We start from the raw sequence: 14251 nt of genomic DNA on the forward strand, positions 1-14251 counted from the left end.
CGGCTCCTTACAGCAGCGTCTTGCGCAGGTCGGCCAGCACGTCGGCCAGGTAGGCCGCGAAGCGGGCGGCGGCGGCGCCGTCGATCACGCGGTGGTCGTACGACAGCGACAGCGGCAGCATCAGGCGCGGCTGGAACGCCGAGCCGTCCCACACCGGCTTGGTGGCCGACTTGGACAGGCCCAGGATCGCCACTTCCGGTGCGTTGATGATCGGCGTGAACGCGGTGCCGCCGATGCCGCCCAGCGACGAGATCGTGAAGGTCGCGCCCTGCATGTTCGACGGCGACAGCTTGCCTTCGCGCGCCTGCGCGGACAGCTCGCCCATTTCGGCGGCGATCTGCGAGACCGATTTCTTGTCGGCGTCCTTGATGACCGGGACCACCAGACCGTTCGGTGTGTCGGCGGCGAAGCCGATGTTGTAATACTGCTTGAGGATCAGCTGGCCGTTCGGCTCGTCCAGCGACGCGTTAAACGCCGGGAACTTCTTCAGTGCCGAGACCGACGCCTTGATCACGAAGGCCAGCATGGTCAGCTTGGTCGGCGACTTGGCCTTGGCGTAGGCGGCGTTCGAGTCGACGCGGAAGGCTTCCAGGTCGGTCACGTCGGCTTCTTCGAACTGCGTCACGTGCGGGATCATCACCCAGTTGCGATGCAGGTTCTGGCCGCTGATCTTCTTGATGCGCGACAGCGGCTGGGTTTCGGTCGGGCCGAACTTGCTGAAGTCCAGCGACGGCCACGGCAGCAGGTTCATGCCTGCGCCGCCACCGGCTGCAGCCGGCGCGGCGGTCGGGCCGGCGGCCAGCGCCGACTTCACGAAGCCCTGCACGTCCTGCTGGGTGATGCGGCCCTTGGCGCCGGAACCCTTGACCTTGTTCAGGTCGACGCCCAGCTCGCGCGCGAACTTGCGCACGGACGGCGAGGCGTGGGCGGTGGCGAAGCTCGGGGCCGGGCCGGCCGGCGATCCCGCGGCGGCTGCCGGGGCAGCTGCGGCCGGCGCCGGAGCCGGTGCGGCGGCCGGGGCCGGGCCGGGGCCGGGGCCGGTGCGGGCGCTGCGGCCGGCGCCGGCGCGGCAGCCGGAGCCGCCGCCGGCGCGCTCGCGCCTTCGGCTTCTTCCAGCATCAGCAGCAGCGAGCCTTCGCCCACCTTGTCGCCAACCTTGATTTTCAATTCCTTCACGACGCCCGCATGGCTGGACGGGATTTCCATGCTGGCCTTGTCCGACTCGACGGTCACCAGCGACTGGTCGACCTTGATCGTGTCGCCCGGCTTGACCATCAGCTCGATGACTTCCACTTCCTTGAAGTCGCCGATGTCGGGGACTTTGACTTCCACAATGCTCATGTTCGGTAGCTCCGTTCTTATTTATCAGCTCAATCGTACGCCGCCCACGCGCATGGGCGCGGGGCGGCGTCGTTTCAACACGTGAGCATTACACGGTCGGGGGATACGGCTTGTCCGCGGTGATGCCGTACTTGGCGATCGCGTCGGCCACGGCCTGGACCGGGATCTTGCCTTCCTCGGCCAGCGACTTCAGTGCGGCGACCGTGATGTAGTAACGGTTCACCTCGAAGAAGTCGCGCAGTGCTTCGCGGGTGTCCGAACGGCCGTAGCCGTCGGTGCCCAGCACTTTGTAGGTGCGGCCGTTCGGGATGTAGGCGCGGATCTGCTCGGCGAACATGCGCATGTAGTCGGTGGTCGCGACGATCGGACCTTGCGTGCCCTTCAGTTGCTGCGTCACGTACGGCAGACGCGCTTCCTGGGTCGGGTTGTGCAGGTTCCAGTGGTCGGCTTCCTGGCCATCGCGCGCCAGCAGCGTGAACGACGGGCAGGACCAGATGTCGGCGGCGATGCCCCAGTCGTTCAACAGCAGCTCGGCGGCGTGCTCCGACTCGCGCAGGATCGTGCCCGAACCCATCAGCTGGACGCGGTTGGCGGTGCCGGCCTGGCCTTCGCGCAACAGGTACATGCCCTTGAGGATGCCCTCTTCCTGGCCTTCCTTCAGGCCCGGCTGCGGGTAGTTCTCGTTCATGATGGTGATGTAGTAGAACACATCTTCCTGCTTCTCCACCATGCGGCGCAGACCGTCCTGGATGATCACCGCCACTTCGTGGCCGTAGGTCGGGTCGTACGGCAGGCAGGTCGGGATGGTCGCCGCGATGATGTGGCTGTGACCGTCCTCGTGCTGCAGGCCTTCGCCGTTCAGCGTGGTGCGCCCTGCCGTACCGCCCATCAGGAAGCCGCGCGCACGGATGTCGCCGGCCAGCCAGACCAGGTCGCCGACGCGCTGCATGCCGAACATCGAGTAGAAGGTGTAGAACGGGATCATCACGCGGTTGTTCGTCGAGTACGACGTCGCCGCGGCGATCCACGAGCACATGCCGCCCGCTTCGTTGATACCCTCTTGCAGGATCTGGCCAGCCTTGTCTTCGCGGTAGTACATCACCTGGTCCTTGTCGACCGGTTCGTACAGCTGGCCCTGCTGGTTGAAGATACCGATCTGGCGGAACAGGCCTTCCATGCCGAAGGTACGCGATTCGTCGACCAGGATCGGCACGATGCGCTGGCCGATTTCCTTGTCCTTGAGCAGCGCGGTGATGGTGCGCACGTAAGCCTGGGTGGTCGAGATCTCGCGGCCGGCGGCGGTCGGGTCGGTGACGGCCTTGAAGGTCGACAGCGGCGGCACGGCCAGGGTCTCGTCGGCGTGTTCGCGGCGCGACGGCAGATAGCCGCCGAGGGCCGCGCGGCGCTCGTGCAGGTACTTGATTTCAGGCGAATCGTCGGCCGGCTTGAAGAACGGGATATCGGCCAGCTTGTCGTCCGGGATCGGGATCGCGAAGCGGTCGCGCATTTCGCGGATGGCTTCGTCGTCCAGCTTCTTGGTCTGGTGCGCGGTGTTGCGCGCCTCGCCCGACTTGCCCATGCCGAAGCCCTTGACGGTCTTGACCAGCAGGACGGTCGGCGAACCCTTGTTTTCCTGCGCGTTCTTGAAGGCGGCGTAGATCTTGTGCGGGTCGTGGCCGCCGCGGGTCAGGCGCCAGATGTCGTCGTCGGTCATGTTGGCGACCATCTTGAGCAGCTCGGGGTGCTTGCCGAAGAAGTGCTTGCGCACGTAGGCGCCGTCCTTGGCCTTGTAGTTCTGGTATTCGCCGTCGACGGTTTCCATCATCACGCGCTGCAGGATGCCGTCCTTGTCCTTGGCCAGCAGGTTGTCCCAACCCGGGCCCCAGATGACCTTGACGACGTTCCAGCCGGCGCCGCGGAAGTCCGATTCCAGCTCCTGGATGATCTTGCCGTTGCCGCGCACCGGACCGTCCAGGCGCTGCAGGTTGCAGTTGACGACCATCACCAGGTTGTCGAGCTTCTCGCGGCCGGCCATGCCGATCGCGCCCATCGATTCCGGCTCGTCCATCTCGCCGTCGCCGCAGAAGACCCAGACCTTGCGGTTGTCGGTCTCGGCGATGCTGCGCGCCTGCAGGTACTTCAGGAAGCGCGCCTGGTAGATCGCCATCAGCGGGCCCAGGCCCATCGAGACGGTCGGGAACTGCCAGAAATTCGGCATCAGTTTCGGGTGCGGGTACGACGACAGGCCCTTGCCGTCGACTTCGCGGCGGAAGTGCAGCAGCTGGTCTTCGGACAGGCGGCCTTCCAGGAAGGCGCGCGCGTAGACGCCCGGCGAGGAGTGACCCTGGATGTACAGCAGGTCGCCGCCGTGGTTTTCGGTCGGGGCGTGCCAGAAGTGGTTGAAGCCGATGCCCAGCATGTTGGCCAGCGAGGCGAACGAGGACAGGTGGCCGCCGAGGTCGCCGTCGAAGCGGTTGGCCTTGACGACCATCGCCATCGCGTTCCAGCGCATCCACGAGCGCAGGCGCTCTTCGTATTCGAGGTTGCCCGGGCAGTGCTCTTCGAGGTGCGTCGGGATGGTGTTCACGTAAGCGGTGTTGCTGGAGAACGGCATCTGCGTGCCGCGGCGGCGCGCGAGGTCGACCAGGCGCTCCAGCAGGTAGTGCGCACGATCGGTGCCTTCGAATTCGATCACGGCTTCGAGGGCGTCGAGCCATTCCTTGGTCTCGATCGAATCCGGATCATTGGCGGCCTGGGCCGTCAACTGGTCGAGTTGAGCTGACATTGCTACGTCTCCTTGAGTGTGGTGCCCCACCCGATCCTCGACTTCGCTGCGCGGACGTTTGGTGGCAGAAAGGCTATCCCTAAGATAAAGCCTATCGATTTTACCAGCGGCGCACCCGTTTTTCAAAATACGATATTCGATTTCATAATATGGAAATGGCGAATGCGACCGGCATCGATCCGGCAGGCGAGCCGGCGAAATCCAGCGAATCTGCATGCCACGCAGCAAGCGCCAAAACAAGCTCGACTATTGGTGTCGCCCACGGCGCCACCGGCCGATACAAGCACGTCCGTCAATATGACGAGGAACGCCGGGAAGCGGCGCGCGATATCGGACATAACGGCATGGCCGACATGAGATCACGGACGCGCAAGGGGGCGCGCGCTTATAATCGCCATTTTGTCCAGCCGACGAGTCCTGCCATGCCCGCCCAATTGATCGACGGAGTCCAACTTTCCAAACAACTGCGCGCCGATATCGCCGCGCGCGCCGCCACTCTCACCGCCCAGGGCAAGCAGCCCGGCCTGGCCGTGATCATCGCCGGCGACGATCCCGCCAGCCACGTCTACGTGCGCAACAAGGTGAAGGCCTGCGGCGACGTCGGCTTTCATTCGGTGCTCGAGAAATACGAAGCCGACCTGCCGGAAGCGGACCTGCTGGCGCGCATCGCCGCATTGAACGAAGACCCGGCGATCCACGGCATCCTGGTCCAGATGCCGCTGCCGAAACACATCGATGCATCGAAAGTCATCGAAGCGATCGCCACGAGCAAGGACGTCGACGGCTACTCGGTACTGTCGGCCGGCGAACTGGTCGCCAACCTGCCCGGTTTCCGCCCCTGCACGCCGTACGGCTGCATGAAGCTGATCGAATCGACCGGCTACGACCTGCGCGGCAAGCACGCGGTCGTGATCGGCCGTTCGAACACGGTCGGCAAGCCGATGGCGCTGTTGCTCTTGCAAGCCAACGCCACCGTGACCATATGCCATAGCGGGACGCCGGACCTGGGCTATCACACCCGCCAGGCCGACGTCGTCGTCGCCGCGGTCGGCCGCCGCAACACGCTGACCGGCGACATGGTCAAGCCGGGCGCGATCGTGATCGACGTCGGCATCAACCGCAACGACGAAGGCAAGCTGTGCGGCGACGTCGACTTCGACAGCGTGGCCCCGGTGGCCTCGCACATTACGCCGGTGCCGGGTGGCGTCGGTCCGATGACGATTACCATGCTGCTGATGAATACACTCGAGTCCGCGGAGCGCGGGCTTGCCAAGAATCAAGAAAAGCCTGGCCCTGGCGCGGGAATGATCCCGCAGCCGGGCCTTGTTTGAACTGAGTTTGAACCAGAAAGGAACACCATGAGCATCGACACCAGCAATCCTCTCCTCGATTTTTCCGGTCTACCCCGTTTCGACGCGATCCGCCCCGAGCACGTGACGCCGGCGATCGAACAGCTGATCGCCGATGCTCGCCAGGTCGTTCAACAGGTCGAGGCCCCGGCCGCCGCCGACGCGGTCAGCTGGGACAACTTCGTGGTGCCGCTCGAGGAAGCGACCGAGCGCCTGGGCCGCGCCTGGGGCGTGGTCAACCACTTGAACCACGTGATGGACTCGCCGGAACTGCGCGCCGTCTACAACGAAAACCAGCCGAAGGTGACCGAGTTCTGGACCGAACTGGGCCAGAACGAAGCACTGTTCGGCAAATACAAGCAGCTGCACGCCAGCCCCGAATTCGCGACCCTGAGCCCGGCGCGCAAGCGTATCGTCGAGAACGCGCTGCGCGACTTCCGCCTGGGCGGCGCCGAGCTGCCGGAAAAGCAGAAGGAGCGCTTCGCCGAGATCCAGGAAGAGCAGGCCAGGCTGTCGACGCGCTTCTCGGAAAACGTGCTGGACGCGACCAACGACTATAAACTGCTGGTCGAGGACGAATCGGAACTGGCCGGCCTGCCGGACGACGTCAAGGGCGCGGCGAAGGCCGCGGCCGAGCGCGACGGCAAGACCGGCTGGCAGTTCAGCCTGCACTTCCCGTCCTACTTCCCGATCCTGCAGTTCGCCGACAACCGCGCGCTGCGCGAACAGATCTACCGCGCCAACGCCACCAAGGCGTCCGAGATGGGTGTGGTGTTCTCCGAGGCGGAAAAGTGGGACAACACCGGCAACATCGCCCAGCTCCTGAAGCTGCGCGACGAGGAAGCCAAGCTGCTCGACTTCCGCAGCTTCGCCGACGTCTCGCTCGAACCGAAGATGGCCGAAACGCCGGAACACGTGATCGAGTTCCTGGAAGACCTCGCGCGCCGCGCCCGCCCGTACGCGGAAAAAGATCTCGCGGAACTGCGCGCCTTTGCCAAGGACGAGCTGGGCCTGGCCGAGATCCAGGCCTGGGACGTCGCCTACGCCTCGGAAAAGCTGCGCGAGAAGCGCTACGCCTTCTCGGCCCAGGAAGTGAAGCAGTATTTCCCCGAGCACAAGGTCGTGGCCGGCCTGTTCGGCCTGATCTCCAAGCTGTTCGGCGTGACGATCGCGCCGGACGCGGCCCCGGTCTGGCATCCGGACGTGCGGTTCTTCCGCATCGAGAAGGACGGCCAGCTCATCGGCCAGTTCTACCTCGACTTGTACGCCCGCCCCGGCAAGGGCCAGGGCGCCTGGATGGACGACGCGCGCGGGCGCCGCCTGGCCACGGGTGGCATCGTGCAGACGCCGATCGCCTACCTGACCTGCAACTTCACGCCGCCGGCCAAGGACGCCGACGGCCAGCTGCAGCCCTCGCTGTTCACGCACGACGAAGTCACCACGCTGTTCCACGAGTTCGGCCACGGCCTGCACCACATGCTGACCGAAGTCGACGAGCTGAGCGTGTCGGGCATCTCGGGCGTCGAATGGGATGCGGTCGAGCTGCCGTCGCAGTTCATGGAAAACTTCTGCTGGGAGTGGGACGTCCTGCAGGGCATGACCGCGCACGTCAAGACCGGCGAGCCGCTGCCGCGCGAACTGTACGAGAAGATGCTGGCGGCGAAAAACTTCCAGTCCGGCGTGCAGACGCTGCGCCAGGTCGAGTTCTCGCTGATCGACATGCACCTGCACTACGACTTCGACCCGAACAGCCAGCAGACCGTGCAGCAGCTGGTCGACGACGTGCGCAGCAAGTTCGCGGTATTCATTCCGCCCTCGTTCAACCGCTTCCAGCACTCGTTCGGCCATATCTTTGCCGGCGGCTATGCGGCGGGGTACTATAGCTACAAGTGGGCGGAAGTGCTGTCGGCGGACGCGTATGCGGCCTTCGAAGAAGCGGTCGAAGCCGGCGGCGGCGAGCTGCTGGACCAGACCGGCGAGCGCTTCCACCGCGAGATCCTGTCGGTGGGCGGCTCGCGTCCGGCGCTCGAATCGTTCAAGGCCTTCCGCGGCCGCGAACCGCAGATCGACGCCCTGCTGCGCCACAACGGCATGGCGGCTTGAACCCGGCTCGCAGCGAGCCGACCGCGGAGGCGGCATGAGACGTGAGCATCGACACAGTAGCCAGCTGTACGCCAGGCACGACCGTGGCCACGGCGGCGCCTGGCGTACCGCCGCCGCCCTGATCGGCCTGGCGCTGCTGGTGGCCGCCGGCGCGGCCGCCGCGCAAGCCCAGGTCTACAAGTGGAAGGACGCCAAAGGCCAGCTCCACTACGGCGACACCCCGCCACCGCAGGGCGCGCAAACGCTGCAGGTGGCCGGCAAGCCGGCGCCGGCGCCGGCCGGATCGGCGATGCCGTACGAACTGACGCGCGCCGTGCTGCAGCACCCGGTCACGCTGTACACCACGGCCGGGTGCGGCGCCTGCGACCAGGGCCGCAGCCTGCTGCGTGCGCGCGGCGTGCCCTTCACCGAAAAAACCGTCAGCACCCAGGATGACCAGCAGGCCCAGCGGCGCCAGACCGGCAAGGACGAGCTGCCGCTGCTGCTGGTCGGCACGCGCCAGGTGGTCGGCTTCCAGGCCGCCGGCTGGCAGGAAGCGCTCGATTCGGCGTCCTACCCGCGCCAGTCGATGCTGCCGTCCGGCTACCGCTTCGATCCGCCCGAGCCGGCCGCCCCGCCCGCGGCCGCGGGCACGCCGGGCGGTCCGGTGCGCGCCAGGATCAAGGCGCCGCCGGACGCCGCCCAGGCCCAGGCCGCCCAGCCGCGTACGCAAGGACGGGCCAAGCCGGCCGGCAATGCGCCACCCGATTTCCAGTTCTGAACCGACTCGCGAGCTTATGACCCGGATCGATTTCCATACCAATATCCCCGACAAGCTCGGCTATGCCTGCCGCCTGGCGCGCAAGGCCTATGCGTCGCGCGCCAAGCTGGTGCTGCTGGCCGAGAGCCCGGCCCAGGCTGCCGAGCTCAACGATGCCCTCTGGACCTTGTCGAGCACCGACTTCATTCCGCACGTGATGGCCGGCGACCCGCTGGCCGGGGAGACGCCGGTCATCGTCACCGCGGATGAAAACGCCGAGCTGCCGCACCGCGAGATGCTGGTCAACCTGACGCGCCGCACGCCGGCCGGCTTCGACAGCTTCGCGCGCGTGTTCGAGATCATCTCGACCGACGAGGAAGACGCCGCCGCCGGCCGCGCGCGCTACGTCGCCTACAAGCGCCAGCAATTCGAGCTGACCCACTTCGTGGCGGGGCAATCGTGAGCGTGACGCCTGCCTACGACGAAAGCATCCCGGTGCTGACCGAAGTCGTGCCGGCCGCCGCGCCGGCCGATGCGACCGATGCGGCGCCTGTGCTGGAAGCCGCCGCGCCCGGCGACGATGCCTGGCGCGCGCTCGAGGAGCGCCTGGTCGCACGCGTGCTCGACCGCCTGCAGGACCGGGTCGAACTGGCGCTCGAAGACCAGGTGCGATCCGGCATGGCGCCGGTGCTCGACCACGTGGTGGCGCGCCTGGCTTCCGAGCTGCGCGCCGGCCTGCAGCAGACCGTCGAGGACGTGGTCGCGCGCGCGGTGGCGCAGGAGCTGGCGCATCTGCGCACCAGCTGAGCTCGTTTTCGCCGCTCGCGGCGCCCGTTCTGGCGCAGCGCTGCACCGCCGCCGTGCACCGCGGCGACGCCTGTTGCTTCCCATCCTTCTCCGCTTTGCGAGCCCGGCAAATTGATGTACCTTTTGCCTGGCGCAAACACTTGGAGAAGATAAATGCAGGTCAGCATCCGACTCATCCCCGTCGCCCTCGCGACCGCCCTCGCCTTCGCCGCCGCAAGCGAAGCCAGCGCGCAGCAGGTCGTCAAGATCGGCCAGGTGTCGCCGATCTCCGGTCCCAGCGCCCACCTCGGCAAGGATAACGAGAACGCCGCGCGCATGGCGATCGACGAACTCAACGCCAAGGGTTTCACCATCAACGGCCAGAAAGTCACGCTGCAGCTGGTCTCGGAAGACGACGGCGCCGATCCCAAGCAAGGCACGGCGGTCGCACAGAAGCTGGTCGACGCCAAGGTCAACGGCGTGGTCGGCCACCTGAACTCGGGCACCACCGTGCCCGCATCGAAGATCTACAACGACGCCGGCATCGTGCAGATTTCGCCGGCCACCACCGCGCCGGTGTACACGCGCCAGCACTTCCCGGGCGCGTTCCGCACGGTTGCCAGCGACACCAAACTGGGCAGCGTGCTCGGCAAGTACGCCACCGGCACCCTGAACGCCAAGACCATCGCGATCATCGACGACCGCACCACCTACGGCCAGGGCGTCGCCGACGAATTCGTCAAGGGCGTGCGCGGCGCGCCGGGCGTGCGCGTGGTCGGACGCGAATTCACCAGCGCCACCGCGACCGACTACACCGCGATCCTGACCTCGATCAAGGCCAAGAAGCCGGACCTGATCTTCTTCGGCGGCATGGATTCGGTGGCCGGGCCGATGCTCAAGCAGATGAAGGCGCTCGGCATCACCGCCAAGGTCATGGGCGGCGACGGCATGTGCACCGACGCGCTCGGCCGCCTGGCCGGCGACGGCCTCGGCGACGACAAGGTGGTGTGCGCCGAAGCGGGCGGTGTCAAGGGACCGCAGGAAAAGGCGATGGAGGATTTCCGCGCGCGCTACCGCAAGAAGTTCAACATGGACGTGCAGCTGTATGCGCCCTATGTGTACGACTCGGTGATGGTGATGGCGACCGCGATGCAGAACGCCAAATCGGCCGATCCGGCCAAGTATTTACCCGCCTTGAAAGCCATCAAGTACGAGGGTGTGACCGGCACCATCCAGTTCGACCAGAACGGCGACATCAAGGATGGCGCGCTGACGCTGTTTACTTACCGCGGCGGCAAGCGCACCAAGCTGGACGTGGTGCGTTAAACATGCTGGATGCGGCGCCGGCCTGGCGCCGCATGAACCCTGCGCCGTATAAAACAAAAGCGCGCCGGCGTTACGCCAGGCGCGCTTTTTTCATCGCGGCGGAAAATGCTCCGCCGTCTGGACGGTTATTTCTGCGCCAGGACCCACTTGACCAGCGTGTGCGCCTCGGCTTCGCTGACCTGCGGGTTGGCGGGCATCGGGACCTGGCCCCAGGCGCCCACGCTGCCCTTCATGACCTTTTGCACCAGCTTGTCCTCGATGCCCTTCTGACCGGCGTATTTCGCCGCCACATCCTTGTAGGCCGGACCGACCAGCTTGGTTTGCACCGAGTGGCATGCGAGGCAGTTCTTGGATTTCGCCAGGGCCGACGCATCCTGCGCGAAAGCGCCCGTCGAGGCCAGGGCGGAAACCGCCGTCAACAACATCAGGGACCGTTTCATTACGTTTTCTCCAATTGAAAGCTGGGTCAAAGTCCGATTGTAGCCGGATTCACAATCGCGGGGGCGGACCACACCTTTCCGTAACGGCCACGCGACGTTTTGGTTGACCCCGCCGCCTTTTTATTGCCCTACAACACCGATCCGGTATCATCGAACGTGAAAGGAATCCCCCCATGCCCCTGATCCTCCTGATCGCCACTTTCGTCGTCCTGCGCTTCTTCGAAGTCTGGCGCTTCGCCCAGCTGTCCTGGTGGTGGATCGTCGCCCTGATGGCGCTCGCCTTCATCTGGTTCGAGTTCATCGAAAAGATGCTGGGCCTGGACAAGAAGAAGCTGCACGCCGACGACGAGAAACGCCGCAAGGAAAGGCTGGCGAAGAGTTTCGGCAAGCGCAAATAACTCCCCGCGGCGCATTGCCGCAAAAGACGCTTCAGGAACGGCGCCTGCGCACGGCGCCGGCACATCCGAGTCCGGCCAGGACCAGGGCCAGCGAACCCGGTTCGGGCACCTGCATGGCAGGTCCGAAGCTGAAATCGTCCATGACGTACGACGCTTGCGCGCCGCTCGAAACGACGACGGCGTCGATGGCGCCGTCCCAGCCGGTGGCCAGGAATGCCGGCGTGTCCGACAGCTGGAGCGCGGTGGAAGTGGCAACCAGCCGGCCTCCGGCATACAGGTCGAAGCGTACGCTGCTGTCGCCGTAGCCGGAGAACCAGGCGCCGTCGAAGACCGCGGGCGCCAGGAAGCGGATGGTACTGGCGGCCGGCCCGCCGTCGATCCAGTCGGTGGTGACGCGGCCCGCACCGGAATGGGCAGCAAACGGCGCCTGCGCGCTGGTGAAGACGGACAGGCCGGACGCCGACCAGTCCAATCCGCCATAATTGCCGGGGACGGCGGCGATGTCGTCGGGGCCGACGATGTCGTCGAAGGTCAGCACGGTCGCCGCGGCGAACGGTGCGTACAGGGAGATGATCGCGCTCATGGCGACGCTACGGATGATGGTATGCATGGGAATCCTCTTATCCTCTTGATATGAAGGGAGACGGTTCAAGCCAGGCCCAGCGCCGGGTCGCTGACCGTATGCCTTCCGGTTTCGACACGTCCGGCAAACCGCCGCACGTAGTCCGGCTGGCTCGACACCGTGACGCTGAAGTCGTACCAGTAGCCGTTGCCCGCCACCGGAATACGCACGATGGATTCGCTGCGCGGCGCGAGCGTCTGCTGCTGCCTGAGCGGCGCATAAGCGTTCGCGGCGAGATTGAACGTGCACGGCGCCGCGCCGCCATTGATGAGGCGCAGCACCAGCTCACCGGTGCCGGCGTCGCAGCGCACCTGCACGTCGGGCCGCGGCTGGCCCGCGGCGACAGCGCGCAGCGCACTCCCGGTGAAATGGCGGTGGTAGCCGTTCGGCCCGAGTACCCACAAGTCGTACCCGCCTCCCACCGCGGGTGCCCACGCATCCGCCAGCGATTTGCCGGGCTCGACGACGTAGCGGCGCGGGATGGCCGCCAGGTTCTTGCGGTCGTAGACGTGGAACACCGCCGCCTGGCGCCCGGTGTTGATGAAATTCAGCGCGACCTGCACGGCCGCCATCGTGGCGCCGGGCTGCACTTCGCAGATGGTCGCCAGTTCGTACGGCAGCGCGCGCGAGGGCCGCGTGCCGATCGCCTGCACCGGCAACTGCGGCGATGCCGGTGGCGGTATTTGCGCCAGTTTCTGCTGGGCCGCGCGCAAGGCGTCGGCCTGGCTCCGGTCCTTGCGGCCCTGGAGCACCGGCAGCGCTTCGGCATTCGGGGTGGCGAAGTTGAAGGCGCTCGTCAGGTCGCCGCAGACGGCGCGCCGGTAGGCGCTGATATTGGTCTCCTTGACGCCGAAACGGGCCTCGAGGAAACGCAGTACCGACGTGTGATCGAAGACTTGCGAGTTGACCCAGCCGCCACGGCTCCAGGGCGAGATCACGAACAGCGGCACGCGCGGACCGGGTCCGTAGACGCGTCCGTCCGCGGGCGGCTGCTTGGTGCTGCCGGCCGGGTGGCCATGCGTGTAGTACTCGGCCGCCAGGTCGGCCTGCGCCAGCGTGGTTTTGCCGGCGTGGCCGCCGCGGCCATCGGGCGAAGGCGCGGACGGCGAAGGCACGTGGTCGAAATAGCCGTCGTTCTCGTCATAGGTCACGATCAGCACGGTCTTGCTCCACACATCGGGATTGGCCGTCAATGCGTCGAGCACTTCCTGGATGAACCACGCCCCTTGCACCGGGCTGGATGGGCCGGGATGTTCGCAGTAGATGGACGGTGCATTGAGCCATGACACCTGCGGCAACTTGCCTTCGCGAATATCGCGCTTGAAGGCATCCAGGTAGCGCTCGGGCTCGGCGCCGGGCAGCGTGTTCGCGATCCCTTTGTAGAGCGGGTTGTTGACGTTGTCGGTGGCCGCATCGTAGGCATGGTAGGGCACGGCCTGGCCGGTATTGGTGTAGGGCTTGCCCGGCGCGCCGCCGCTGGAGACCGGGTAGCCCGAGTTGACGTTGGCGCGCTTGAACTGGCGGAATGCGCCAAGCATGTTGTCGCCCCATTCGTCGGGCATGTTCTGATAACTGATCCAGCTCACGCCGGTGGCCTCGAGGCGCTCGGCATACGTGGTCCAGGTGTAGCCGGTCTCGACGCCGCCGGCCAGGCCGTCGATGGCGTCCCACTCGTTGGTCACGAAAGCCGTGCCGGTAGGGACCGCCCCGTTCGTCCCGCTGATGAAGAACGAGCGGTTGGCGTCGGTCCCGGTATGCATGCCGCAATGGTAGGCGTCGCACAGCGTGAACGCGTTGGCCAGGGCGAACTGGAATGGAATCTCGTTCTGGTTGAAGTAGCCCATCGAAATCGGGTTCTTGTAGCGCGGCCACTGGTCCATGCGGCCGTTGTCCCAGGCCAGCTGGCTGTCGTTCCAGTCATGCGGCGTGCCGCTGGCCCGCTGCGCGTTGCCGATGCTGCCATCGAGGTGGAACGGCATCACCACGCTGCCGTTCGCCAGGCGTTGCTGCCATACCGTGCGCCCCTCCGTCAATGGAATCGGAAAGCGGTCGCCGAAGCCGCGCACGCCGGCAAGGGTGCCGAAATAATGGTCGAACGCACGGTTTTCCTGCATCAGGATCACCACGTGCTCGACATCTCTGATGGTACCGGTTGCGTTGTTGGCGGGAATGGCCAGCGCGCGTTGGATGGAGGCCGGGAAGGCGGCATACGTTGCGGCTGCGACGCCCGCGCGGGCGCCGCCGAGTAGGAATTTCCGTCGTGAAGTCATCATTCGATCCAGGAGGTTGATGTTGCTATGGCGATATCAATGGTTGGCCTCGCCAGCCTAGATCGGCTGTGTGACGATGGAATGACAATCGA

General features: G+C 66.0%; 11 protein-coding genes and 1 pseudogene. 7 read left to right on the forward strand and 5 right to left on the reverse strand.

Going from position 1 to position 14251, the window contains the following annotated elements; translation table 11 throughout:
* Nucleotides 1–7 precede the first annotated feature (7 nt).
* Nucleotides 8–1341: pseudogene (gene aceF / locus FA90_RS14115) on the reverse strand (dihydrolipoyllysine-residue acetyltransferase).
* 88 nt (nucleotides 1342–1429) lie between these two features.
* Nucleotides 1430–4126 (reverse strand): pyruvate dehydrogenase (acetyl-transferring), homodimeric type, encoded by a 2697-nt coding sequence (gene aceE, locus FA90_RS14120; RefSeq protein WP_036169704.1) that lies wholly within the window; start codon nucleotides 4124–4126, stop codon nucleotides 1430–1432.
* 422 nt (nucleotides 4127–4548) lie between these two features.
* Between aceE and folD the strand changes: the two genes are divergently transcribed.
* The 6 genes from folD to FA90_RS14150 all read left to right on the forward strand — a co-directional run bounded on the left by folD (nucleotide 4549) and on the right by FA90_RS14150 (nucleotide 10429).
* A complete protein-coding gene (gene folD, locus FA90_RS14125; protein ID WP_051971791.1) occupies nucleotides 4549–5457 on the forward strand; it encodes a bifunctional methylenetetrahydrofolate dehydrogenase/methenyltetrahydrofolate cyclohydrolase FolD in 909 nt (302 codons plus the stop codon).
* Between the two features lie 27 nt (nucleotides 5458–5484).
* Nucleotides 5485–7578, forward strand: a complete 2094-nt coding sequence (locus FA90_RS14130) for a M3 family metallopeptidase (protein WP_036169706.1) — start codon at nucleotides 5485–5487, stop codon at nucleotides 7576–7578.
* A 34-nt stretch (nucleotides 7579–7612) separates the two neighbouring features.
* The gene (locus FA90_RS25050) at nucleotides 7613–8338 is read left to right on the forward strand and encodes a glutaredoxin family protein (protein ID WP_051971792.1); all 726 of its coding nucleotides are present in this window, start codon (nucleotides 7613–7615) and stop codon (nucleotides 8336–8338) included.
* Nucleotides 8339–8354: 16 nt separating this feature from the next.
* On the forward strand, nucleotides 8355–8780 hold the full coding sequence (locus FA90_RS14140) for a DNA polymerase III subunit chi (RefSeq protein ID WP_036169709.1): 426 nt from the start codon (nucleotides 8355–8357) through the stop codon (nucleotides 8778–8780).
* Nucleotides 8777–9124 (forward strand): hypothetical protein, encoded by a 348-nt coding sequence (locus FA90_RS14145; protein WP_036169711.1) that lies wholly within the window; start codon nucleotides 8777–8779, stop codon nucleotides 9122–9124. The genes FA90_RS14140 and FA90_RS14145 overlap by 4 nt, the downstream gene beginning before the upstream one ends.
* A gap of 153 nt (nucleotides 9125–9277) precedes the next feature.
* Nucleotides 9278–10429 carry a branched-chain amino acid ABC transporter substrate-binding protein gene (locus FA90_RS14150; RefSeq protein WP_036169714.1) on the forward strand — a complete coding sequence of 384 codons (1152 nt, stop codon included), beginning with the start codon at nucleotides 9278–9280 and terminating at the stop codon, nucleotides 10427–10429.
* 125 nt (nucleotides 10430–10554) lie between these two features.
* On the opposite strand, the gene FA90_RS14155 is transcribed toward FA90_RS14150, so the two are convergent.
* Nucleotides 10555–10869, reverse strand: a complete 315-nt coding sequence (locus tag FA90_RS14155) for a c-type cytochrome (protein WP_036169716.1) — start codon at nucleotides 10867–10869, stop codon at nucleotides 10555–10557.
* A gap of 173 nt (nucleotides 10870–11042) precedes the next feature.
* On the opposite strand from FA90_RS14155, the gene FA90_RS14160 reads away from it, so the two are divergent.
* Nucleotides 11043–11267 (forward strand): TIGR04438 family Trp-rich protein, encoded by a 225-nt coding sequence (locus FA90_RS14160; RefSeq protein WP_036169718.1) that lies wholly within the window; start codon nucleotides 11043–11045, stop codon nucleotides 11265–11267.
* 31 nt (nucleotides 11268–11298) lie between these two features.
* Here FA90_RS14160 and FA90_RS14165 read toward each other — a convergent pair whose 3' ends face one another.
* Both FA90_RS14165 and FA90_RS14170 read right to left on the reverse strand, forming a co-directional pair.
* Nucleotides 11299–11877: a PEP-CTERM sorting domain-containing protein gene (locus FA90_RS14165; protein WP_036169719.1), complete on the reverse strand. Its 579-nt coding sequence runs from the start codon at nucleotides 11875–11877 to the stop codon at nucleotides 11299–11301.
* A gap of 38 nt (nucleotides 11878–11915) precedes the next feature.
* Nucleotides 11916–14159, reverse strand: coding sequence for a phosphocholine-specific phospholipase C (locus FA90_RS14170; RefSeq protein ID WP_051972186.1), 2244 nt, complete (start codon nucleotides 14157–14159; stop codon nucleotides 11916–11918).
* Between the last annotated feature and the right edge of the window lie 92 nt (nucleotides 14160–14251).

Source organism: Massilia sp. 9096 (genome assembly GCF_000745265.1).
GTDB lineage: Bacteria > Pseudomonadota > Gammaproteobacteria > Burkholderiales > Burkholderiaceae_D > Telluria.